At 27.1% G+C, this 25,779-nt stretch carries 20 protein-coding genes and 1 rRNA gene; 13 read left to right on the forward strand and 8 right to left on the reverse strand.

Annotation, left to right across the window (positions count from 1 at the left end):
- Positions 1–103: ribosomal RNA gene (rrf, locus tag CRV11_RS02800) — 5S ribosomal RNA — on the forward strand; the annotation flags it as partial.
- A gap of 1 nt (position 104) precedes the next feature.
- Here rrf and mobA read toward each other — a convergent pair.
- On the reverse strand, positions 105–689 hold the full coding sequence (mobA, locus tag CRV11_RS02805; RefSeq protein ID WP_136131824.1) for a molybdenum cofactor guanylyltransferase MobA: 585 nt from the start codon (positions 687–689) through the stop codon (positions 105–107).
- A 124-nt stretch (positions 690–813) separates the two neighbouring features.
- Between mobA and CRV11_RS02810 the strand changes: the two genes are divergently transcribed.
- Genes CRV11_RS02810 through CRV11_RS02815 form a run of 3 tightly spaced genes read left to right on the forward strand, consistent with a single transcriptional unit; the run spans position 814 to position 4,199 of the window.
- Positions 814–1,422 carry a DsbA family protein gene (locus tag CRV11_RS02810; RefSeq protein ID WP_136131825.1) on the forward strand — a complete coding sequence of 203 codons (609 nt, stop codon included), beginning with the start codon at positions 814–816 and terminating at the stop codon, positions 1,420–1,422.
- Positions 1,423–1,460: 38 nt separating this feature from the next.
- Positions 1,461–2,318, forward strand: coding sequence for a 5'-3' exonuclease (locus CRV11_RS03725; RefSeq protein WP_241974175.1), 858 nt, complete (start codon positions 1,461–1,463; stop codon positions 2,316–2,318).
- Positions 2,319–2,375: 57 nt separating this feature from the next.
- Positions 2,376–4,199, forward strand: coding sequence for a DNA polymerase (locus tag CRV11_RS02815; RefSeq protein ID WP_241974176.1), 1,824 nt, complete (start codon positions 2,376–2,378; stop codon positions 4,197–4,199).
- Positions 4,200–4,214: 15 nt separating this feature from the next.
- Here the strand turns inward: CRV11_RS02815 and yihA are convergent, their stop codons facing one another.
- Positions 4,215–4,820 carry a ribosome biogenesis GTP-binding protein YihA/YsxC gene (yihA, locus tag CRV11_RS02820; protein WP_136131826.1) on the reverse strand — a complete coding sequence of 202 codons (606 nt, stop codon included), beginning with the start codon at positions 4,818–4,820 and terminating at the stop codon, positions 4,215–4,217.
- 462 nt (positions 4,821–5,282) lie between these two features.
- Between yihA and typA the strand changes: the two genes are divergently transcribed.
- Positions 5,283–7,103 (forward strand): translational GTPase TypA, encoded by a 1,821-nt coding sequence (typA, locus tag CRV11_RS02825; protein WP_136131827.1) that lies wholly within the window; start codon positions 5,283–5,285, stop codon positions 7,101–7,103.
- Positions 7,104–7,116: 13 nt separating this feature from the next.
- Here typA and recG read toward each other — a convergent pair whose 3' ends face one another.
- From recG to gmk, 3 genes are all read right to left on the reverse strand, one after another.
- A complete protein-coding gene (gene recG / locus CRV11_RS02830) occupies positions 7,117–9,195 on the reverse strand; it encodes an ATP-dependent DNA helicase RecG (RefSeq protein WP_136131880.1) in 2,079 nt (692 codons plus the stop codon).
- Positions 9,196–9,572: 377 nt separating this feature from the next.
- Positions 9,573–9,791, reverse strand: a complete 219-nt coding sequence (gene rpoZ / locus CRV11_RS02835; RefSeq protein ID WP_136131828.1) for a DNA-directed RNA polymerase subunit omega — start codon at positions 9,789–9,791, stop codon at positions 9,573–9,575.
- Positions 9,792–9,839: 48 nt separating this feature from the next.
- Positions 9,840–10,466 carry a guanylate kinase gene (gene gmk / locus CRV11_RS02840; protein ID WP_136131829.1) on the reverse strand — a complete coding sequence of 209 codons (627 nt, stop codon included), beginning with the start codon at positions 10,464–10,466 and terminating at the stop codon, positions 9,840–9,842.
- A 404-nt stretch (positions 10,467–10,870) separates the two neighbouring features.
- Here gmk and prlC point away from each other — a divergent pair, with 404 nt between their 5' ends.
- Positions 10,871–12,937: an oligopeptidase A gene (gene prlC, locus CRV11_RS02845; RefSeq protein ID WP_136131830.1), complete on the forward strand. Its 2,067-nt coding sequence runs from the start codon at positions 10,871–10,873 to the stop codon at positions 12,935–12,937.
- Between the two features lie 81 nt (positions 12,938–13,018).
- Here prlC and pitA read toward each other — a convergent pair whose 3' ends face one another.
- Positions 13,019–14,518, reverse strand: coding sequence for an inorganic phosphate transporter PitA (gene pitA, locus CRV11_RS02850; protein ID WP_136131831.1), 1,500 nt, complete (start codon positions 14,516–14,518; stop codon positions 13,019–13,021).
- Positions 14,519–14,806: 288 nt separating this feature from the next.
- Positions 14,807–15,955 carry a methionine adenosyltransferase gene (gene metK, locus CRV11_RS02855; protein WP_136131832.1) on the reverse strand — a complete coding sequence of 383 codons (1,149 nt, stop codon included), beginning with the start codon at positions 15,953–15,955 and terminating at the stop codon, positions 14,807–14,809.
- A gap of 614 nt (positions 15,956–16,569) precedes the next feature.
- Between metK and tkt the strand changes: the two genes are divergently transcribed.
- The 7 genes from tkt (at position 16,570) to serA (ending at position 25,137) form a co-directional block, all read left to right on the forward strand.
- Complete coding sequence (gene tkt, locus CRV11_RS02865; protein WP_136131833.1) at positions 16,570–18,570, forward strand: transketolase; 2,001 nt, start codon at positions 16,570–16,572, stop codon at positions 18,568–18,570.
- A gap of 142 nt (positions 18,571–18,712) precedes the next feature.
- Positions 18,713–19,738 (forward strand): erythrose-4-phosphate dehydrogenase, encoded by a 1,026-nt coding sequence (epd, locus tag CRV11_RS02870; RefSeq protein WP_136131834.1) that lies wholly within the window; start codon positions 18,713–18,715, stop codon positions 19,736–19,738.
- 29 nt (positions 19,739–19,767) lie between these two features.
- A complete protein-coding gene (locus tag CRV11_RS02875) occupies positions 19,768–20,928 on the forward strand; it encodes a phosphoglycerate kinase (protein WP_136131835.1) in 1,161 nt (386 codons plus the stop codon).
- Positions 20,929–20,953: 25 nt separating this feature from the next.
- Entirely contained in the window at positions 20,954–22,033 is a 1,080-nt protein-coding gene (fbaA, locus tag CRV11_RS02880; protein WP_136131836.1) for a class II fructose-bisphosphate aldolase, read from the forward strand.
- A 120-nt stretch (positions 22,034–22,153) separates the two neighbouring features.
- A complete protein-coding gene (gene mscS, locus CRV11_RS02885) occupies positions 22,154–22,981 on the forward strand; it encodes a small-conductance mechanosensitive channel MscS (RefSeq protein WP_422386598.1) in 828 nt (275 codons plus the stop codon).
- 188 nt (positions 22,982–23,169) lie between these two features.
- Positions 23,170–23,829 carry a ribose-5-phosphate isomerase RpiA gene (gene rpiA, locus CRV11_RS02890; protein WP_136131838.1) on the forward strand — a complete coding sequence of 220 codons (660 nt, stop codon included), beginning with the start codon at positions 23,170–23,172 and terminating at the stop codon, positions 23,827–23,829.
- Positions 23,830–23,916: 87 nt separating this feature from the next.
- Positions 23,917–25,137, forward strand: a complete 1,221-nt coding sequence (serA, locus tag CRV11_RS02895) for a phosphoglycerate dehydrogenase (protein ID WP_136131839.1) — start codon at positions 23,917–23,919, stop codon at positions 25,135–25,137.
- A gap of 13 nt (positions 25,138–25,150) precedes the next feature.
- Here serA and CRV11_RS02900 read toward each other — a convergent pair whose 3' ends face one another.
- Entirely contained in the window at positions 25,151–25,741 is a 591-nt protein-coding gene (locus CRV11_RS02900) for a 5-formyltetrahydrofolate cyclo-ligase (protein ID WP_136131840.1), read from the reverse strand.
- Between the last annotated feature and the right edge of the window lie 38 nt (positions 25,742–25,779).

Consider the following 25,779-nt stretch of genomic DNA (forward strand, 5'->3'; position numbering starts at 1 on the left):
ACGCGATGGTACCACCTGAATCCATGCCGAACTCAGAAGTGAAACGTCGTCGTGCCGATGGTAGTGTGGAGTTTCTCCATGTGAGAGTAGGTAACTGCCAGGTTCTAATATTTATACAAGTTTTTGTAATTTTTTAGATCTATTTGAGTATTGATATTGTAGAATAACAGCTCAGAATCAATAAATAATATGGGATATCCCCCATATCTTTTAAAAAAATCAATTAAATTATACTTATTGAGATCATTTTCTTTTAATTTGTATAATTTAATTATTTTGCGATTAATTAATACCATAGTAGGATGATCTCTTATTTTAGATCTTACCCATAAGATTGGGGCAATGTGCTTGTTTTTTAATAATTTTTCTACAAAATTTAATGGTATATTAGGTGTATCACAAGGACAAAATACTGCCCAATCAGTATTAATAAAATTAAATGAACTAATTATGCCACATAAAGGCCCCGAAACATTTTTAAATGAATCTTGAATAACTGCATAACCACTTGATTTATAAATATTAATATTACGATTAGCATTAATTATTATATTGTTAACTTGTGGTTTTAATCTACGCAGAACATGTTGATATAGTGGCATACCATATAAAGAAATTAGTCCCTTATCTTTACCATTCATGCGTAAGCTTTTTCCGCCTGTGAGAATTATTCCAGTTAATACATCCATATTATAAGCACCATTTTTTATAGTAAATAATTTGTGTTAAGATGTTCTTAAAATATTTTAAATATTATCATAAATTTAATTAAACTATGTCTACTTAAATAAAATTAATGAGGAAACTTTAAATATGAAAAAATTTTATACAATGTTTATTGGAATACTCATCTCATTTAATATCTTTGCTGCACAATTCATTGATGGTAAACATTATATTACTTTATCGCAACCAATTTTAAATCAACCGCCAGTAGTCGAATTTTTTTCTTTTTTGTGTCAATATTGTAACCAATTTGAAAATCATATGATTAACTATCCATTACCAAAAAACATTAAAATAACAAAATATCATGTTGATTATAATGGAAAAGAATCTGTTATTACTCATGTATGGGCTATGGCTATAGCTTTAGGTGCTGAAAACAAATTAATGAAATCAATTTTTAACAGCGAAAAAGAAAATCAGGATATAACAAACACTAATGTATTGAAAAATATATTTATAAAATCTTTGAGTGTTTCTTCTAAAGAATATGAAGCTTTATGGAATAGTTATACAGTAAAAATGATAATTGATAAACAACAAAAAGCAGCCAAAGATTTTAATGTATTAAATATACCAACAATATTTGTTAAAGGAAAATACATGATTAATATTAAAGATTTAGGTATTCCATTAGATAATAGTTCTATTAATAGTTATTTTGATATAATAAAGTTTTTAGTTAACAAAAAATAATTTTAAAATGATAATAAATAGTTATTTATAAAATATTCATGAAACCCTTAATTCTAATTGATGGATCATCAGCTTTATATAGAGCATATCATGTTTTCCCTTTTCTAATTAATAGCAGAGGTGAACCAACTGGTGCAATATTTGGATTCATTAATATATTAAAAAATTTAATTAATAGATATCAACCAAGTCACATTGCTATAATATTTGATAGTTCTTCAAAAACTTTCAGACATGAACTGTTTAAACATTATAAGTGTAATCGTTCACCTATGCCCAATAATTTGCGTATACAAATTGATCCATTATACGAAATTATATTAGCAATGGGTTTAAAAATTATTACAGTGAATGGAGTTGAAGCAGATGATGTTATTGGTACTTTAGTATATAAGTTTAATAAAACAGGCATTTTTATATTAATTAGCAGTAATGATAAAGATATGGCACAGTTAGTGACTCACCGTGTTAATATGATTAATAATATTAACAAAAATCTTATGGGACCGGATGATATTAAAAAAAAATATGGTGTTTTACCCGAATTAATAGTAGATCTTTTCGCTATTATGGGTGATAGCACAGATAATATTCCTGGAATACCTAAAATAGGAAAAAAAACAGCATTGATCTTACTAAGAGAAATAGGAAATATAAAAAGAATATATTCTAATCTTGATAAAATATCATCTCTTTCATTTCGTGGTGCAAAAAATATTGCTCTTAGACTTAATAAATATCGTGAAATAGCTTTATTATCATATAAATTAGCGAAAATTAAAACAGATGTTATAGTGAATTCAGAATATGAAGATTTAATTATGAATAATATAAATACTTTATTATTAAAAAAATTATTCAATCGTCATGAATTTAAAAGATTTTTAGATAATTAATAAAACAAATAAAGATGTATTATTATCTATTGGTATTCTTTATTTTTAATAAAATCAATGAAAACATTAAGTTTAATTCTTACTCAAAAAAAGTTTGATTGTTTGATTGAAAAAATTAATAAAACCAATATTTTTGCATTTCATTTAGAGATGAATTTTTTGGATATATTTTCTACTAAAATTGTAGGAATCAGTATTTCTTTAATTTCAGAATATACAGCTTATTTACCACTTAGTCATGATTACGAAAATGCACCAGAACAACTAGATACTAATGTAGTTTTGAAATATCTAAAACCTTTATTTGAAAACGTTAAAATATATAAAATAAGTCGAAATATCAAACAACAAATATTGATTTTAAAAAATCATAATATAATATTAAATAATATTTTTGATATTAATTTAGAATCTTATGTTCTTAATAATCTATCTGGTAAATTTGATTTACTTAAATTATCCAAAATTTGGTTAAAAAAATATGATATTAGTTGTTTTGAAAATATTTTTAATAAATTTAAGTGTCAAAATAATTTTAATAAAATTCCCGTCGATATAGCTGCATCCTATTTATGTAATAATGTAAATATTATCTTAATTTTGCATATAATAATGTGGAATGAATTACAAAAAGATTTACAATCAAAAAAAGTATTTCAAACAATAGAGATACCAATGATAGGAGTACTTTCCAGTATAGAAAGAAACGGTGTACTTGTTGATCAACAATTACTTTCAAAACAGTCTAAATTGATCCATAATAATTTGATTGAATTAAAATTACAAGCCCATAAAATATTAGGAGATTCTTTTAACTTGTCTTCTCCTAAACAAATTAGAACTATTTTATGTAAAATTAAAGAAATAGATTTAAATATAAAAACGCCTAAAGGAGAACTATCAACAAATTGCGAAGTTTTATCTAAATTTGCATCAAAGTATCCTTTATTAAAAATAATTTTAAAATATAGAAGTCTATTGAAGCTAAAATCTTCATATATTGACAAGTTATTGATGATGGTTAATTCTACCAGCGGTCGCATTCATACCTCTTATCAACAATCACTAACTGTAACAGGTAGATTATCATCTACATCGCCTAATTTGCAAAATATTCCTGTAAATGAATCTCAAGGATTTTTTATTCGTCAAGCATTTATCGCAGGAAAGTTTAATAAAATTGTTTCAGCTGATTATTCACAAATTGAATTGCGCATTATTGCATCTTTATCACAAGATAAAAACTTATTAGAAGCATTTAATAAGGACGAAGATATTCATTGTGCAACTGCTGCAGAATTTTTTAGGTTGCCAATAAAAAAGATAAATAATCAACAACGCCGCATTGCAAAAAAAATTAATTTTAGTGTAATTTATGGCATAAGTTCTTTTGGTTTAGCAAACCAATTGAATATTAACATAAAAAAAGCGAAAGAATATATAGATATTTTCTTTAAGAGATATCCCAATGTATTAACTTATATAAAAAATACCTATCAATCACTAGTTGATAAAGGATATATTACAACCTTGGAAGGTCGTAAGTTATATTTGGCAAATATAAAAACAGGTAATTGTATACATAGTAAATCGATAGAACGTAATGCTATTAACGCTCAAATACAAGGGACAGCAGCTGAGATAATCAAAAAATCTATGGTTAATATAGACAATTGGCTAGAAGGTAAAGACCGTAACACCATTAAAATGATTATACAAATACATGATGAGCTCTTATTTGAAATTCATGAACATTATATAACAATGTACAGTAAAAAAATTAAATTTTTAATGGAGCATAGCATACAATTAAAATCTCCACTATTAGTTAAAATAAGAACGGGATTGAATTGGAATGACATGTATAATCAAATTATATAGTATTAATTAAAGATTTTATCCTTTAAACCATATATTTAGTTTTTGATAAACATTTTCAATGCCTATGTTTTTTATAGAAGAAACTATCTCTACTTCAATATCTACTGTATTAAAGTTTGATAAATTTTTATTCATTATATCTAATCTCATTTTCCTTGTAGAAAAGTTCAGCTTATCTGCTTTAGTTAGTAAAACAAGCAAAGAAATATTTTGCTGATTTGCTAATTGAATAATAAACTTATCAAAGTCGTTCAATATACAATTGATATCTAATAATAATAATAACCCTTTTAGGTTTTTATTTATTTTTATATATTCTATCAACGTATATTGCCATTGTTTCTGGTTTTTCCTAAAAACTTTAGCATAACCATAACCAGGTAAATCTACTAAATATTTGTTTTGCACTATTTCAAATAAATTAATTAATTTTGTACAACCAGGTGTTTTACTAGTACGCGCTAGATGTTTTTGATGTGTTAATCTATTTAATAAACTAGATTTGCCAGAATTGGAACGACCTATAAATGCCACTTGAATGTTATACCGATCATCAGGTAAATAATTTATACTGGGAGCGCTTATAATAAAACGAGTATTATGATAATTTAATTTAAACAAAACAGTATAATCCAAAGTAAATTAATAGGAATTCAGTATAACACTACAGATATTTATAAAATTAATAAACATTAAAAGTAATTATTTTATTGTTTTATAACCGAAAAATATTTTTAAAATATAATATTTATTATTTTATATCTAATAATTATCATATTTTATCATATTAATATTAAATTATCAGAAAATATAAAGAATATTTTAAATAGAAACAATTTAACTAATTATTAAAGTGCAATTTATGAATATTATTTTAGATTTATTTATGTAATATCTTGTTTAATTGTGTTATTAATAAATAATGTAATTTAATATTGTATATTATTGTTATCCATTATATGACATTTAATCTATTTCAGATAATTGATCTTTATATCATGTAGAAAAATTATTCAAATTATTTTATTATCACACTGGATGTGTTTCTTGATATTTCAATATTAGTTAAAGGAGGTAAAATTGTTGATTAATAATATACGCAATATAGCAATTATTGCGCATGTCGATCACGGAAAAACAACTCTGGTTGATAAATTACTTCAGCAATCTGGTATCTTTAATATCAATCATGAGATCATTGATCGAGTAATGGATTGTAATGAATTAGAAAAGGAACGAGGTATTACTATTTTATCAAAAAATACTGCAATTAAATGGAATAATTATCATATTAATATTATTGATACTCCAGGACATGCTGATTTTGGAGGTGAGGTTGAACGTATTTTATCAATGGTAGATGCGGTCTTATTAGTTGTAGATGCTATTGATGGTCCTATGCCTCAAACAAGTTTTGTTACTAAAAAATCATTAGATTATAATTTAAAATTTATATTAGTTATCAACAAGATAGATAGATATGAAGCTCGTCCTGATTGGGTTGTTAACAAAGTATTTGATATGTTTTTTAATCTAAATGCTAATGATGAACAATTAGAATTTCCTATCATATACACGTCTGCTTTGAATGGTATAGCAGGATCACATTATAATAACATGGGTAAAGACATGACACCTTTATACAAGGAAATTATTAAAAATACACCACCTCCACAGGGTGACGTAAACGCTCCTTTGCAAATGCAAATATCTCAACTACATAGAGATAATTATCTAGGTTTGATGGGGATTGGACGTTTAAAAAATGGTGTGATTAAGCAAAACCAACATGTTATTGTAACTAATCGTAATGGAAAAATACTCTCTGGTAAAATTAACAAAATATTCGGTTATTTAGGTTTAGAACACATTAATATTAATTTGGCAGAAGCTGGAAACATAGTAGCGATTACTGGCTTAAATGAATTAAATATATCTGATACTATATGTGATCCAAAAAATGTGAGAGCCATGCCTAGTTTGAAGGTTGATGAGCCAACAATTAGGATGTTTTTTAATGTTAATACCTCCCCATTTTGCGGTAAGGAAGGAAAATATTTAACATCACGTAAAATATTCGATAGATTAAAAAAAGAAGCAATTCACAATATTTCTCTTAGAGTTGAAGAAACCAAAGATTCGGATGTTTTTTGTGTTTGTGGTAGAGGAGATCTGCATATTTCTATTTTAATAGAAAATATGCGTCGAGAAGGTTTTGAATTCGCGGTATCACGTCCGAAAGTAATTTTTCGTGAAATAGACGGTCGAAAACAAGAACCATTTGAAGAAGTAATATTGGATATTGAAGAACTACATCAAGGATTAATAATGCGAGCAATGGGAGAACGTAGAGGTAACCTTAAAACAATGGAAATTGATAGAAAAGGACGTATAAGACTTTATTATATTATGCCTAGCCGAGGTTTAATTGGATTCCGTAATCAATTTATGCAATTGACTTCAGGTAGTGGCAATTTTTATTCTACATTTATTCACTACGATGATGCATATACATGTAATATCAGACAACGCCAAAATGGTGTTTTAATTTCTAATAGTCAAGGTAAAACAGTGGCATTTGCACTATATGGTCTTCAAGAACGCGGAAATTTACTAATTAATCAAGGTACAGAGGTGTATGAAGGACAAATAATTGGTATTCATAATCGTTCTAACGATTTAACTGTAAATGTTCTTGCTAGTAAAAAATTAACCAACATGCGAGCTTCTGGATCAGATGAAACTATAAATCTTACTCCTCCATTAAAAATGACTCTAGAACAAGCAATTGATTTCATTAACGATGATGAACTTGTAGAAGTAACTCCTAAATCAATTCGTATAAGGAAACGGTATTTAAAGGAACATGAGCGCAGACGAGCTTTGCGCAATAATATTTATTAAATAATATTAAAAATTAAATATTGGTGTCAAAAAATTTTTTTGAAATCCAACGATCAATTATATTTTTAGCTTTTTTAGGATAGTACTGGTAAATATAACATGCTGTTTGATGTGTATCAGATATCATGAATTGATGGCGTAAAAGATTTGCTATCTTGAATTCAAGAATACCGGTTTGTTTTGTCCCAAATAATTCTCCTGGGCCACGAATTTCTAAATCTAATTTTGCAATCATAAATCCATCATTAATATTTCTTATTGCTGCTAATCTTCTTTTTGCTAATTTGCTTAACGGTGGTTTATATAATAAAACACAATATGACATTAAGGTACTTCTTCCTACGCGACCACGCAATTGGTGCAGTTGTGCTAAACCTAAACGTTCTGCATTTTCTATAATCATTAAACTAGCGTTAGGAATATCAACACCTACTTCTATTACAGTTGTAGTAACTAATAATTGTAATTTTTTATTTTTAAAATTATTCATAGTCAATTGTTTATCTGCCAATTTCATTCTACCATGAACTAAACCAATTTTTAAATCTGGTAATGCATTATTTAAAATTTTCCAATTGACCTCTGCTGCTTGTGCTTCCAATAATTCTGATTCTTCAATTATAGGACATACCCAATAAACCTGGCGGCCTTCTAAACAAATATTTTTAACGCGTGTAATAATTTCATTTCTTCGAATATCTGGGACCACTATAGTTGATACTGGAGTTCGTCCGGGAGGAAGTTCATCGATAACAGAAATATTAAGATCAGCATAAGAGATCATTGCTAAAGTACGAGGAATAGGTGTTGCTGTCATTATCAATTGATGAGGACGAAAATTATTTTCTTCACCCTTTTTCCATAAAGCTAAACGTTGATGCACACCAAAACGATGTTGCTCATCTATAATTATTAAAGCTAATTTATTAAATTGCATTTTTTGCTGAAATAATGTATGAGTACCAACTACTATAGAAATAGTACCATCAACAATCTTTTCTCTTTGAATTTCGCGTTCTTTAGATTTTTGTTTCCCAACTAACAAACCTACTTGTATACCAAGAGGAGTAAACCATTGTCGTAAGTTATCGACATGTTGTTCTGCTAGAAATTCAGTTGGTACCATGAATGCTACTTGTTTTCCATAAGCTATAACATTAAGAGCAGATAAGGCTGCTACTAAAGTTTTACCAGAACCAACATCTCCTTGTAATAAGCGAGCCATAGGATAATTTTTGGATAAATCTTGTTCTATTTCTTTAAGTACTCTTTTTTGAGCATTAGTTAAAGCAAAAGGAAGATTAGACAATAGATTATTTATTAATTTATGATCTTTAGGTATAGGTAAAGCAGCATAGCTAAGTATAGTATCACGAGCAATTAACATTTTAAGATTATGAGCTAATAACTCTTCAAATACTAATCTGTTAGTTGCTAAATTAATCTGGTTTTCTAATTCTTCATAATTTGTATTTAAAATAGGACGATGTATAATATTTAAAGCTTCATGAAAGCTGATTAAATTTTTATTTAATTTTTTAGGAATTAGCTCATTTAATTGATTATTATCTAAAATAATTAATGCTTGATCTATTAAATTACGTAAAATTAATTGGTTAATGCCTTCAGTAGTCGAATAAATGGGAGTTAATATTTTTTTTATTATGATGTTACTTTTTATTTTATAAGCAGTATATTCAGGATGTATAAGTTCAATTCCATATCTACTATTGTTTATTATTCCGTATGCAACAATATATCGACCAGGAATTAAAATATTTTTCATTTTAGCATTAAAATGAAAAAACTTAATTGTTAAGATACCGCTTCCATCGGTTATTTGACATATCATAATACGGCAACGGTTGTAGATTATCTTGGTCTGTACAACCTTACCTATCACTGTAGCATATAAACCAAATACTAAATTTTTAATTAATTGAACTTTTGTACGATCTTCATAACGTATAGGAAAATGAAATAATAAATCCTGTACAGTATGCAAACCCATTTTAGCTAATTTTTTTATTTGAAATAAACTAACCTTTTTTAAGTTATATATTAATGTATTATTCAACGAATTTGTGTTCATTCCAAGATTATTTATTATATTCAATATAAATTGTTACAATATATTTTGATATTAATAATTTTTATTAAGATATGTTTTAATCATATCAAGTATAATAAGATCTTATCTTTCTTAAGATTTGTTTTAATTTATTTTAAAACAAATAAAAAATACATTATATTTTTTATTGAAATTATTAATGTGTCATAAGTATTGAAAAGATATTACGTTAATGAAATGTATTGTCTCACATGAATAAGTTTAAAGATATTTCATAATCAACTGAACTAAAATATTTTTTAAAGGTAATATTAGCTAAAATGTTTTGCTATAATCAACACAGTTACAAATCAGTGCGTTTGATCATATTAAATAAAAACTGAGTTTTCTATTTTTATTTATTTTTTTAAATTATCATGGGTATTTAAAATTTGTTTTGTAATTAAATTTTCTTCGATTTCACGTAATGCTATAACAGTAGGTTTATCATTTTCTGGTGAGACCAAAGGTTCTTGACCTTCTACCTGTATTTGACGTGCCCTTCGTGCAGCTACTAATACTAAGTCAAAGCGATTCCCTATTTTTTCTACTGCTTTCTGAACTGTTATTCTTGCCATGGCATCATCAACTCACTTATTATACTGTTCAGTATTATATTAAATTATTTAATAAATTGCTAATAAATTGTTAATTAAATTCTTATAACGTATTGTTTGACGTAATATATTTAAACGTTCTGCACAAATAATTGATTTAAGTTCTGATAATGCTACATTAAAATCGTCATTTATGATTAAATAATCATATTCTTTATAGTGCCGCATCTCCTCTATTGACTTCTTCATTCTAAGAGTTATTACTTCTTTATTATCTTGACCACGACTTAGTAATCTTTTATTTAATTCATTTTTTGATGGAGGTAGTATAAAAATACTTTTAGTATTAGAAATTTTATTGCGAATTTGCTGAGCACCCTGCCAATCAATATCAAGTAAAACATCAAATCCTCTAGAAATAATATTATTTACTTCGGTTAAAGAAGTTCCATAATAATGTTTAAATACCTGTGCATATTCGAGAAAATCGTGATTTGCAATCATTGTTTCAAATTCACTTTTACTAATAAAATAATAATGCTTTCCGTGAAGTTCCCCTGGACGTATACTACGTGTAGTATATGAAATAGAAACACGTATTGAATGCATTTTTTTTATTTCTAGTAATGCTTGAATTAAACTAGATTTTCCTGTTCCACTAGGTGCAGAAACTATATGTAAAATACTCTGAAACATTAGTCTAATATAATTGATTTAATGTAATAAAAAAAAGATATTTTTATTCCTAAATATGTATTTTATATACATAGGTAACTCTAAATTAAAGCTTAGTATATATATCTCAATTTTGTGGTTAAGAGATATTAGATATAATTATATATTAATATTATCAGTTTTCTTAATAAAGCATTTAATTTATTAAAACAAACAATTATGATATATATTTAAATTTTATATTGCCAAAATAATATTTTTATTCTAATAATAAAAATTGATTACTACTTATCTATAAAGAATATTAAATATAGTCATTAGAATTATTTGCATGCAAATAATTCTAATGACTATATAAACAAAATGTTCTTAAGTGATAGTGATAATGAAAGGTACTATTTATATAATATTAAAGGAATATAGATATGATTAATCCATTACTCACTTCTTTTACACTGCCACCTTTTTCTAAAATCAAACTTGAACATATAATACCAGCTATAATCGAAGTTTTAAAAGATTGCAAATTAACTGTAGAAAAAATATCATCTCAAAAAATTCATTACAGTTGGAATAATGTTGTAAAACCTATAGATGAACAACATGATCGCTTGAATAGAATTTTTTCACCAATTAGTCATTTAAATTTAGTTAAAAATAATACCGAATTACGCAAAATATATGAGCAGGCTTACTTATTAATACTACAATATTATAATTGGGAAAAGCAAAATAAAAATTTATATCAAGCATATGTATATTTACAACAACAAGATCAATATATATTATTAAATACCTCACAAAAAAAACATTTAGATAATATAATAAATGAATTTAAATTATCAGGAATTGATTTAGGAGAAGACAAACAAAAACGGTATCGTGAAATCATTGACCGTCTATCTCAATTAGAACTTGTTTATAATAATAATGTATTAGATTCTACTATGAATTGGAAAAAATTAATTACTAATAAAAAACAATTATCTGGAATAAATCAAAATATATTGTTTTCTATTTATCAAAATTCAAAAAATTATAACAATGAAAGTTGGTTGTTAACGTTAGATTTTCCTGTTTATTCTTCAGTAATAACTTACTGTAATAACGATCAATTACGCGAAGAAATGTATTTAGCTTATTCAACTCGTGCTTCTGATCAAGGACCTAACGCTCATAAATGGGATAACACCAATATTATTAACGAACAGTTATCACTTAGATATGAGTTAGCACAATTATTAGATTTTAAATCTTTTGCAGATAAAGCTTTAGTTAAAGAAAGTTCTAAAAATCCACAAAAAGTATTAATATTTTTAGATACTTTATTGAGTGCCATTGATACTAAAGTAAAAAAAGAGATATCACAATTGGAACAATTTGTAAAAACACGATACAATATTAATAAATTAAATGCATGGGATATTGCTTATTACAGTCAAAAACAAAAACAATATCTTTATAATTTTAACGATGAACAATTACGTCCTTATTTTCCCGAAACACGTGTTTTATCTGGTTTATTTGAGTTAGCAAATCGCATTTTTGGTATTAGTATAATTAATTATCCTCAGATAGATTCTTACCATAAAGATGTAAAATTTTTTAATGTATTTAATAATAAAGGAGAGTTATTAGGCGGTTTTTATATTGATCTATATGCTCGAAAAAACAAATGTAGTGGTGCTTGGATGGATATTTGCACTAATCGAATGCGTAAAAAAAATGGAAAAATACAAAAACCAATCTCATATATTGTTTGTAATTTTACAGATTTGAATCAAAATAAACCAGCTATATTTACTCATAATGAAGTAATAACTTTATTACATGAATTTGGTCATTGTCTTCATCATATACTAACATCCATAGAAATTCCTGCTATCTCAGGTACAAATGGAATACCGTTAGATATAATTGAATTTCCCAGTCAATTCATGGAAAATTGGTGTTGGGAATCAGATTTTCTTTCATTAATTTCTGGTCACTATGAAACTAATGAACCAATCTCTAGTGAAATCATAAAAAAAATATTACAATCAAAAAATTATCAGATAGGTTTATTTATTTTGCGTCAAATAGAATTTAGTTTATTTGATTTAACTATACATTATGAATTTCATCCTCAAAAAAATAAAGATATACTTAACATTTTAAATAAAATAAGAAAAAATATTGCTGTCTTTCCTTATTTAAAACAGGATAGATTTCCTCACGCTTTTAACCATATTTTTAGTGGCTGCTATGCTGCTCGTTATTATAGTTATTTATGGGCTAATGTTTTAGCTTGTGATGCATATTCTGTTTTTAAGAAAAATGGTATTTTCGACCAAAAAACTGGAAAATTATTTTTAGAAAATATATTGAAACTTGGAGGATCAGAAGATTTTATGAATATGTTCCAAAGGTTTCTTGGTCGTGCGCCAAATATAAATGCTTTGCTTCAACAATATGGAATTAATGTGTTTAATAATAAAAATAAACATACATAACAACTAAATTAAAATATTTAATTTAGTTGTTTTTGGTTATATATTATGTTTAAAATTAAACACAATATTATAATAATTAAATTATATTAATTTTAATATTAACCAATAAACTAAACCAGATAGTAAGATACATATAGGAATAGTCAATATCCATGCCATAATGATATGTTTAATAGTACGCCAATGAATTTCTCCTCTATCTGCTAACATAGCGCCAGCTACTGAAGAAGAAAGTATATGAGTAGTAGATACTGGCATTCCGGTATAACTTGCAATACCAATTGAAATTGCAGCTGTTATTTGAGCACACATTCCCTGAGCGTATGTCATACCCTTTTTACCTATTTTATTTCCTATAGTAGAAGCCACTCTACGCCAGCCAATCATGGTCCCAATACCTATTGCTAAAGCAACTATAACTATAATCCAAAAAGGTGCATACTCTATACTACATAGCAGATCTAGTTTTAATTTACAAAGTAAATACTTATCATTTGTATTTATATCTGGTAATTTTGCAAATTTATCAATAGTATCAGCCATACATAACAACAAATTTCTAATTTTAATCTTGTTAATGACTGAAAGTTGATTATAGTTTTTTAAATCATTAAATAATATCTTAGTTTGATTTATGGTATCAAACTCATTAATTGAATAGCAATGAAATTTTTTCCCTTCTTCTTTGGTATCTATAAATCTTGAAATATGTGTTTTATTTGATTTATGCAGTATCTTTATAGATACCATATGTTGCTTATAATACTTTTCAAGATTTATAATCGCATCTCGAGTACGTGTAATTTCATAATCAGAAGAATTAATATTAACTACAAATCCTGATGGTGCAATACTAATTAAAACCAACATAATCAAACCAATTCCTTTTTGACCATCATTAGATCCATGAGAATAACTTACACCCAAAGCAGATAATATAAGAATAACCCTTGTCCAGAAAGGAGGTTTTTTCTTTCCGTATATTTTCTTACGGTTAGAAGGAGTCATATGAATTCGTGCGTATTTTTTATTGTCACTACAGTAATGACGCAGAATAAAAATTAATCCACCAGAAATTATTAAACCGATAATAGGAGATATGATTAATGAACTAAAAACTCTTATAATTTTAAAAACATTAAGTGAATCAAGTAATGGATTATTATTAATTATTGTATTTGTTAAAGCAATTCCAATAATAGCACTAATTAAAGTATGAGAACTAGATGTAGGTAAACCCATATACCATGTACTAAGGTTCCAAATAATTGCAGTCAATAACATGGAAAATATCATAACAATCCCATGAGATGACCCGACGTTTAACAATAAATCTGTAGGAAGTAAATGAACTATAGTGTAAGCTACACTTAATCCTCCTAAAAGAACACCAAAAAAATTAAATATTCCAGACATAATTACAGCAAGTTGAGCACGCATAGTGCGTGTATATATTACTGTTACAACTGCATTGGCTGTGTCATGAAAACCATTTATCGCTTCGTAACACAATACAAATATTAGAGCTATAATTAATAGTAACTCAGTATTTATATCCATACCATCAAATAGATGCAACATAAATTTTGCGCCATTTTTAATAGAACATGAACAGTATTTATTATATTATCCTTGATAATCTTCTCTATAATTAGCAAAAGAAAAAATTAGGGTTAATTTAATGATGAGTTATAATTATTCTAAATATAATCAAATAACAAGTTAAGATACAATTAGTGATTTAATTGGAAATAATTATATTAACTACATCTATTAATAATTTAATAAAGTAAATTAATTTATTTGTACATAAATAATTTCACAAAAAAATAATTAAAATCGGTTTATTTAAAATAAATATTGTTAGACTTAGTAAAAAGCACTTCTTAACTGTTTTACTTTGTCAATTTTTTCCCATGGAAAATTTTTTCTACCAAAATGGCCATATGACGCCGTTTTTCTATAAATGGGATATAGTAAATCAAGCATTTTTATAAGTCCGTAGGGACGTAAATCAAATAAATCGCGAATTACCATTTGCAATTTTTTTACGGAAATTTTTTCAGTACCAAAAGTATTTATCGTAATAGACGTAGGATCGGCAATTCCTATAGTATAGGACAATTGAATTTCACAACGATCTGCAAGATTAGCAGCAACTATATTTTTAGCAATATAACGAGCAGCATATGCTGCTGAACGATCAACCTTAGAAGGATCTTTACCTGAAAAAGCTCCTCCACCATGTCTAGCCATCCCTCCATAAGTATCAACAATAATTTTACGTCCTGTTAAGCCACAATCACCCATGGGACCTCCAATAACAAATCTTCCTGTTGGATTGATATAATACTTAGTTTGAGTATGCAACCATTTTTCAGGTAATACTGGCTTAATTATATTTTCCATGATAGATTCTTTTAAATCTATTTGATTTACATAACTTGCATGTTGAGTAGATAAGACAACAGTATCAATTCCAATAACTGTATGATTTTCATATTTAAAAGTAACTTGGCTTTTTGCATCTGGAAGCAACCATGGTATTGTTCCGTTTTTTCTTAATTCAGCTTGACGTTGAACTAAACGATGTGCATAAGTTATGGGAGCTGGCATGAAAACATCAGTTTCATTTGTAGCATAACCAAACATTATACCCTGATCTCCTGCTCCTTGTTCTAAAGGATTAAGACGATTAATACCCTTATTAATATCCTGAGATTGTTTACCAATAGCATTTAAAATAGCGCATGAATTAGCATCAAAACCCATGTCTGAATGTATATAACCGATTTCACGAACCGTGTTGCGGATAATTTCTTCAATATCAATCTGAGCATTGGCAGTAATTTCTCCTCCAACTAGAATCATACCCGTTTTAATATATGTTTCGCATGCTACACGAGCTTTAATATCTTGTTCGATAATTGCATCAAGAATAGCATCAGAAATTTGATCAGCTATCTTATCCGGATGACCTTCTGATACAGATTCAGATGTAAATAGAGTTATGGCCATTGTATTTTTTTAGCCTTATAAAAATATTGATATACTATTTAACTAATCTTAAATTTTTATACTCTTCGACAATATCATCACTACAAATAAAAAAGGTTATCAGAAACAACATTAAATTTGATTTCTAAGAATAAATGTTATTTGTTAATCATAGATGTTCATTTGCATTGATAATTGAATATATTATATTTATTAATTTATATTAACAAATAAATTTAATTAACCAAGAAAAATTATCTATATAATCAATATTAGTTTACTCTATTAAAATATTTAATAGAGTAACTTACATATAGCATATATTGATTATTGAATTACTATAAATTATTTAAGTAATTATTGTACAAATAGTAAGTAATATGTTAATTGATATTTTTTATCAAAATTTCAAAAACATTTTATATTATATTAACCATTTACTCAAAACACTAAAAATCTAAGAGAACATAAATCATATTTATAGAATGTTAATTTATAGAATGTTAAAAGATAATGTTGTTTTATATGTTTTATATAAAATATAAAATTAACGTTAGTATCATATAATGTTAGTATAATAAGTTTTATTTTAGTAAACTGACACAGTCATATTAAACTTATTTTTGGAGCATAAAATGCCCTCTCATAAAGAACTTGCTAACGCTATTAGAGTATTAAGTATGGATGCAGTGCAAAAAGCCAATTCTGGCCATCCTGGTGCTCCAATGGGTATGGCTGATATTGCAGAAGTATTGTGGCGTAAATATTTAAAGCATAATCCTAATAATCCATTTTGGTTTAATCGTGACCGTTTTGTATTATCTAATGGTCATGGTTCTATGTTAATTTATAGTCTTTTACACCTTACAGGTTATGATCTTTCTATAAATGAATTGAAAAATTTTCGCCAATTACATTCCAAAACACCAGGTCATCCTGAATATCGTCATACCATAGGAGTTGAAACAACAACAGGTCCATTAGGGCAAGGGCTTGCAAATGCCATAGGTTTTGCTATTGCAGAAAAAATATTATCATCTCAGTTTAATCGTCCTAATTATAATATTGTAGATCATAATACCTATGTTTTTGTCGGTGATGGTTGTATGATGGAAGGGATATCTCATGAAGTATGTTCATTAGCTGGTACATTAAGATTAGGAAAATTAATAGTATTTTATGATGATAATGGTATTTCTATTGATGGACATACTGAATATTGGTTTACAGATAATACCGCTAAACGCTTTGAAGCTTATAACTGGCATGTAATAAAAAAAATAGACGGTCATGACGCAACTGAGATTATCAAAGCAATAGAACAAGCGAAAATCATAAATAATCAACCTTCTTTATTGATATTTAAGACTATTATCGGTTATGGATCACCTAATAAGGGAGGCACTCATAATTCTCATGGAGCTCCTCTAGGTGAAAATGAAGTTATGTTGACTCGTAAATATTTAAATTGGAAACATCCACAATTTGTAATTCCACAGGAAATATATGATGCTTGGAATTCAAGAATAAGAGGACAAAATTTAGAAATAGAATGGAAAGAAACACTAAACTCTTATTCAAAAAAATACCCTGAACTGGCTGCTGAGTTTCAACGAAGAATACATGAAATATTACCAGATAACTGGAATAATATAACAAAAACATTTATAAAAAATTTACAAGAAAATCCTGAAAATATTGCTGGTAGAAAATCTTCTCAAAATACTATAGAGATATTAGGAAATATACTTCCTGAATTACTTGGTGGTTCTGCTGATCTAACACCTAGTAATCTTACGATGTGGTCTGGTTCTAATCCAATTAATAAAAATTTTGATGGAAATTACATACATTATGGAGTAAGAGAGTTCGGTATGACTGCTATTGCTAATGGTATTGCAATACACGGAGGTTTTTTACCATATACTGCTACTTTTCTTATGTTTAGCGAATATGCACATAATGCTATACGTATGGCAGCATTAATGAAGATTCGTCATATTATGATATATACGCATGATTCTATTGGAGTAGGAGAAGATGGACCAACACATCAGCCGATTGAACAAATTTCTAATTTACGTACTATACCTAATATGAATCTTTGGCGTCCTTGCGATCAGGTTGAATGTGCTATAGCATGGAAATGTTCTGTAGAAAGGAAAGATGGTCCTAGTATTTTAGTGCTTTCCAGGCAAAATTTAGTACAACAAAATAGAACTTCTGACCAGATAAAAAATGTAGAACGAGGTGGTTATATCTTAAAAGATTGTCTTACAAAAAAACCAGATCTTATTTTGATAGCTACTGGTTCAGAAGTAGAATTAGCTGTTGCTGCTTACAATAAATTATCTGATGATGGTTGCAAGGTTCGTGTAGTATCTATACCATCTACTAATGTATTTGATAGACAGATAGAATCTTATCGCGAATCAGTTCTACCAAGTAAGATAAAAATCAGAATTGCCATTGAAGCAGGTAAAACTGATTTTTGGTTCAGATATGTTGATACTAATGGTAAAATTATTGGTATTAACAGTTTCGGTATGTCAGGAACAACTGATAAACTATTTAATTTTTTTGGTTTTACTGTAGATAATATTATATCAACAGCTAAAAGCTTGTTAAGTAAATAAAATATCATTTATTTTTTAAATAATTTATAATTATTTTGATAAAATGTAATGTATAAACTTTATTGGCTTTTGAAAGTTATTTTCATAATATTAAATAAACAATTAAAATATATTATATTTTAATTGTTTATTGGTATGCAATATGATTTTTAGAATAGCAATTAACGGTTTTGGCCGTATCGGACGCAATATAGTACGTGCATTATATGAAAGTAAAAGAAATAATAAAATTAAAATAATAGCTATTAATGAAATAGCTGATTTAAGTATAATGGCTCATTTACTTAAATATGATACTACTCATGGTATCTTTTCTTTTAATGTACATCATGAAAATGATGTAATTCATATTAATGATGATGCTATAAAAATTTTTCACTATGATAAAATTAATAAATTGCCATGGAATGAACTAAATATAGATGTTGTGCTAGATTGCACAGGAATCTATGGTACACGTAACGATGGTAATGAACATTTAAAAGCAGGAGCTAAAAAGGTTCTATTTTCTCATCCAGGAGCCGATGATCTTGATGCAACTATAGTATATGGAATTAATGAAAAAACAATTAAATCAAAACATCAAATTATCTCTAATGCATCATGTACAACTAACTGTATAATTCCTATTATTAAATTATTAGATGATGAATTTGGTATTAAATTTGGAACAATTACTGTTGTGCATTCATCAATGCATGATCAAAAAACAATAGATGTCTATCACAATAATAATCCTCTTTTATCTCGTTCTGCTAGTCAATCTATTGTTCCAATTAATACTCGCTTAGCGGATGGAATTACTAGAATCTTCCCTAAATTTAAGAATTGTTTTGAAGCTATATCTTTACGAGTTCCAACTATCAATATTACTGCTATTGACTTTGATGTTTTAGTTAATAAATCTGTTAATTTAAATATAGTTAATAAATTATTTAAAAAAGCTGCACAAGAATTATTAAGAGGTATTGTTGCATATAGTGATTTACCATTAGTTTCAGTAGATTTCAATCACAATGCTCACAGTGTTATCATAGATAGCACTCAAACTAAAGTAATTGGTTCCCATCTAATAAAAACTTTACTTTGGTGTGATAACGAATGGGGTTTTTCGAATCGTATGATAGATACAGCAACACATATAGCTATGATTAATGCATCTAGTTAACCAAAGATTTCTTTAATATAGGATATAATATATTTATGATTAGGATGGATGAATTAAATATTTATAATAAACGTGTATTAATAAGAGTAGATTTTAACGTCCCAATGAAACAAGGAAAAATATTATCAGATACACGTATTCTTGCTTCCTTACCTACTATTAAATTAGCTTTACAAAAAAACGCACAAGTTATAATTATGTCTCATTTGGGTCGTCCATGTGAAGGAGTTTATGACGATAAATTTTCTTTGTTGCCAATAGTTGAATATTTAAAAAATAAATTAATCAAATATAAGATAAAATTAGTAAAAGATTATTTAGGTGGAATTATATTAAATCAAGGTGAAATAATTGTATTAGAAAATGTTAGATTTAACCATGGAGAAAGTAAAAATGATGAAGTTCTTGCTAGAAAATATGCTGCGCTATGTGATATATTTGTCATGGATGCTTTTGGAATAGCACATAGATCTCATGCATCTACCTGTGGTATAGCTAGATTTGCTGATGTTTCATGTATAGGTGGTTTGTTTTCAAATGAACTAAATATTTTAAGTGAAGTAATGAAAACACCAAAACGACCATTAGTTGTAATTGTGGGTGGTTCTAAAATTTCCACTAAATTTGATTTATTAAATACTCTATCTAAAATCGCAGATTATGTTATTGTAGGAGGTGGTATTGCAAATACTTTTCTAGCAATTGAAAATAAAGTAGGTAGATCGCTTTATGAACCAAATTTTATTGGTTTAGCCAAACAACTACTTAGTAAATATAATATTCAAGTTCCTATTGATTTACGCATATCAACTGAATATTCTGAAAATTCAGTTGATATTATAAAAAATCGTACAGATATTTTAGGTAATGAATTTATACTAGATTTTGGGGATAAGACTATACAATCATTAGTATTAATATTAAAAAAAGCAAATACAATTTTATGGAATGGTCCTTTAGGGGTTTATGAATTTCCAAACTTTCGTAGAGGTACTGAAATTATTGCCCACACTATTGCTAATAGTCATGCTTTTTCTGTAGCAGGAGGCGGAGATACATTAGCTGCTATTGATTTGTTTGGTATTAAAGATAGTATATCTTATATTTCAACTGGTGGCGGGGCATTTTTACAATTTATTGAAAGCCAAAGTTTACCTATTATTTCTATAATGAAAAGACATGTTAAATAATTTTTTTTAATATTAGGATACAAGGATGTCTAAAATTTTAGATTTTGTTAATTCTGGTGTTGTTAACGGTGATGATCTTAAAAAAATTTTTATAATAGCAAAAAAAAATAAGTTTGCTTTACCAGCTATAAATTGCATTAATACTGATTCTATAAATGCTGTTTTAGAAGTTGCCTCCAAGGTCAGATCTCCTGTAATCATTCAATTTTCTAATAGTGGATCAGTATTTTTTGCCGGTAAAGGATTGCGTTCTAGAAAATCACAAGATTTAGCTATTTTAGGTTGTGTTGCAGCTGCTAATTACGTACACTTCATATCAGACAAATACGATATTCCTGTTATTTTACATACTGATCATTGTACAAAAAATTCACTACCGTGGATTGATGGATTACTAGAGGTTGGTATAGAGTATTACTATAAAACTGGCAAGCCCTTGTTTTCTTCTCATATGATTGATCTATCACAAGAACCGTTAAAAGAAAATATAGATATATGTAGCAATTATTTAATGCAAATGTCAAAAATAAATATGACTTTAGAAATCGAATTAGGTTGCACAGGTGGTGAAGAAGATGGTATTGATAATAGTCATATAGATTGTTCTAAACTATATACTAGTCCAGAAGATATAAATTTTGCTTATGAAAAATTAATAAAAATTAGCAGCAATTTTACAATTGCTGCATCATTTGGAAATGTCCATGGTGTTTATAACAAAGGTAATGTTAATCTAACTCCTATTATATTACATAATGCTCAAGAATTAATTTCTAAGAAATATAATTTACCTAAAAATACATTGGATTTTGTATTTCATGGTGGTTCTGGTTCTTCAGATCACGAAATAAAAGAATCTATCAATTATGGTGTAGTTAAAATGAATATAGATACAGATTCTCAATGGGCTACATGGAAAGGAGTTCTTCGTTACTATAAAAATAATATTGATTATTTGCAATCGCAATTAGGAAACCCAGAAGGAGCAAATATACCTAATAAAAAATACTATGATCCAAGAGTATGGTTACGTCATACTCAGTTGTCTTTACAATCTTGTTTACAAAGTTATTTCGAGAAACTCAATGCAGTTGATTTGTTATAAATTAATATCAATAAATAATTATTATGATTTTGTTAAAACCATTATCTCAATAATGATAATTACTTTGTAAGGTTGTTGATAAACAATTTATTATTATTTTTAATAAACATTATAAACATGATGAGTACATATTTTATTAATAAGATCAATGAAATGATCTACTGGATTTCAAATAATCAAGCAATGATTTTAATTCACATTTTTAATATAATTTCTGCTATAATAATAGCCGTGATAGGTGTGCTCATTTCTCGTATGTTGTCAAATGGAATTAGACACGTATTATTGGTACGTAATATTGAAATTACTGTCGCTGATTTTCTAGCAGGATTAATAAGGTATAGTATCGTTGCTTGTGTAATTAGTGCAGCATTAGGTCGTATTGGTATACAATCTACATCATTAATCACTGTATTAGGTGCAGCTAGTTTAGCTATAGGATTAGCTCTGCAAGGTTCACTAGCAAATTTAGCAGCCGGAGTGTTATTGATTACATTTTACCCTCTGCGAGCAGGAGAAAAAGTTGATATAGGAGGAGTAACTGGTAGTATTATAAACATCGAAGTTTTCTCTACTACTCTAAAAAGTTATGATGGTAAAATTATTATTTTACCAAATAGTAAAATAATTAGTAGTGTGATAATTAATTTTTCGCGGGAAAACATTAGGTGTAATGAATTTGTTATTAATGTAGCATATGAAGCAAATGTAGATGAAGTAATCAAATTACTAAGAGAGGTTACTGCATCAGATAAACGAGTATTGAAAGACAAAGAAATTCAAATTGGTTTAAATGAAATAAATTCTTCTTCCATTAAATTTATTGTTAGATGCTGGTGTAAAACTGATGATTTGCAAAATGTTTACTGGGATTTGTTAAAAAATTTTAAAATCATGTTAGATGCGAATAATTTTAGTATTGCTTGTTCACAACATGCTAAATCCTAAAATAAATCAATTTATCCTCTTAATTAAATCATATCTTAGATTGGATATGGTATTTATTATATATTTAAATTGTTTAATGACTTATTACGCAAGTTATTTTGTTTATATTAATTAAAATATCTGTAATTTATGAAAAAGATTTATTTTATACTGTTATTAATTTTATTTATTAGGTATTTAAATATATCATGGATCAAAATAGCTTAAAAAAAGCTGTAGGTTTGGCTGCGGTTGAATTTATACAACCTGATACTATTGTTGGTATAGGGACAGGATCTACTATTAATTATTTTATCAACTCATTGAGCTCTATTAAATTTAAAATTAAAGGTGTTGTTTCTAGTTCTGAACAATCAACAAATAAACTAAGAAATTTTGGTATAAAAATAATAAATTTAAATGAATTAAAATTTTTACCTTTATATATTGATAGCGCAGATGAGATAGATCCTCAAATGTGTATGATTAAAGGTGGAGGAGCGGCATTAACTAGTGAAAAGATTATTGCATCAGTAGCAGAAAAATTTATATGTATTGTAGATGTTTCTAAAAAAGTTAATATATTAGGGAAATTTCCTGTACCAATTGAAGTAATCGGTATTGCTCGTGGTTTTGTTACGCGTGAATTAGAGAAGATAGGAGGTATTGTCAAATATCGTCGAGGCATAATAACAGATCACGGAAATATTATTTTGGATATATATAATTTATCTATTTCAAATCCTATTTTATTAGAACAACATATAAATTCTATACCTGGCGTCGTTACTGTAGGCATTTTCGCGTCTCGCAAAGCGGATATTTTATTGGTTAGTGACCATAATGGTATTAATACTATTATAAAATAATATTACTAAAGATATATATCCTATTTTAATTAGTGATTTTGCTAATACAAATTATATTGTACTGAACTTTCAGTTTGGGTGGTATATATGGAAAAAGATAGAATTAGATTTTTACTATTAGAGGACATACACAAAAGTGCAATACACAATTTAAAATCTTCAGGATATTCCAATATTGAATCTTATAAAACTGTTCTTGATAGTGATTATTTAAAAAATTCTTTGATTAATGCGCATTTTATTGGGATTCGTTCTAGATCAAAAATAAACAAATATATTTTATCTTTAGCAAAAAATTTACTAGCTATTGGCTGTTTCTGTATAGGAACAGATCAGATTGATTTAATTCATTCAGCAATAAGTGGTATCCCTATTTTTAATGCACCATTTTCTAATACCCGTTCTGTTGCAGAGTTAGTAATTGGTGAAATGTTAATAATGTTACGTGGAGTTCCGGTAGCTAATGCAAAAATGCATTGTGATATTTGGTATAAAACTGCGAAGGGTTCTTTTGAAGCTCGTGGTAAAAAAATTGGAATCATTGGTTACGGTCATATTGGAATGCAATTAGGCATATTAGCAGAAAGTTTGGGAATGCATGTGTTTTTTTATGACCTTGAAAATAAGCTTTCTTTAGGTAATGCAATACAAGTTGATAATATACATGACTTACTTAGGATGAGTGATGTTATTAGTATACATGTTCCAGAAACACAAGCAACTAATAATATGATTAGTGCAAAAGAACTATCTTATATGAAATCAACAGGTTTATTAATTAATACATCACGTGGTAATGTAGTAAATTTATTAGATTTATATAATGCATTAAAAGACAAAAAGATAGCAGGTGCAGCTATTGATGTATTTCCATCTGAACCTATTAATAATAGTTCTTTTATTTCCTCTTTAAAAGAATTTGATAATGTTATTCTTACTCCTCATATTGGAGGATCTACAGAAGAAGCACAAGAAAATATTGGAATCGAAGTTAGTAGTAAATTAATAAAATATTTTGAAAATGGTTCTACAATATCAGCGGTAAATTTTCCTGAAGTTTCATTGCCTATTCATAAATATCATATGAGTAGATTTATACATATACATAAAAATTTACCTGGAATTTTAAATTCTATTAATCAGATTTTTGCTGATCACAATGTTAATATTTTTTCACAATATCTACAAACATCATCATCTATAGGTTATGTAGTAATAGACGCAAACGCTGAAAAACAAATATTGGAAATAATTTTAAAATTATTGCAATCTATTAAAGGAACAATTCGAACTCGTTTATTATATTAGTAAATTGTTTTAATCACCACCTCCATATTTTTGATGGAGTTATTATTATAGGTAACGGTATATCCCATTCCATAGTTGGTATTTCTTTAACCAACTGAAAATCATGTGCTAGTCCAACAGGTAAAAAGGAATCTTTTGACCAAAATTGTAGTATACGGTCATAAAATCCCCCTCCAAAACCTAATCTTTGGCCTTTGAGGTCAAAAGCTACTATTGGTACTAACATAATATCAATTTTATTAGGAGATATTAAATATTTAGAATTAAATTCAGGTTCCATAATATTTAATTTGTTTGGAATTAATTTGGTTTTTGAATGATACTCTATAAATAATAGATTACGAGGTGCAAAAGGATTTAAGATAGGAAGAAAAATACTTTTTCTTTTTTTCCAAAAGTAATATATTGCATGATTAGTATCTATTTCTCCATCTATTGATAAATAAGAAGCTATATTGTTTGCATTTACTATCGGTTCATAATTGACTAATAGTTTAGTTAATTGTACTGATGATTCTTTTTGTTTTTTTTCTGATATAGAACATCGTAAATGACGCATACGGTTCCTAATATGATATCTTTGCAATATTTTTTTTTTTAACATATATGTACTGTCTATTTTTGATTAAATCTTTTAATTGC

The organism is Candidatus Pantoea edessiphila (assembly GCF_002933335.1).
In the GTDB taxonomy this organism is placed as follows: Bacteria; Pseudomonadota; Gammaproteobacteria; order Enterobacterales; family Enterobacteriaceae; genus Pantoea_C.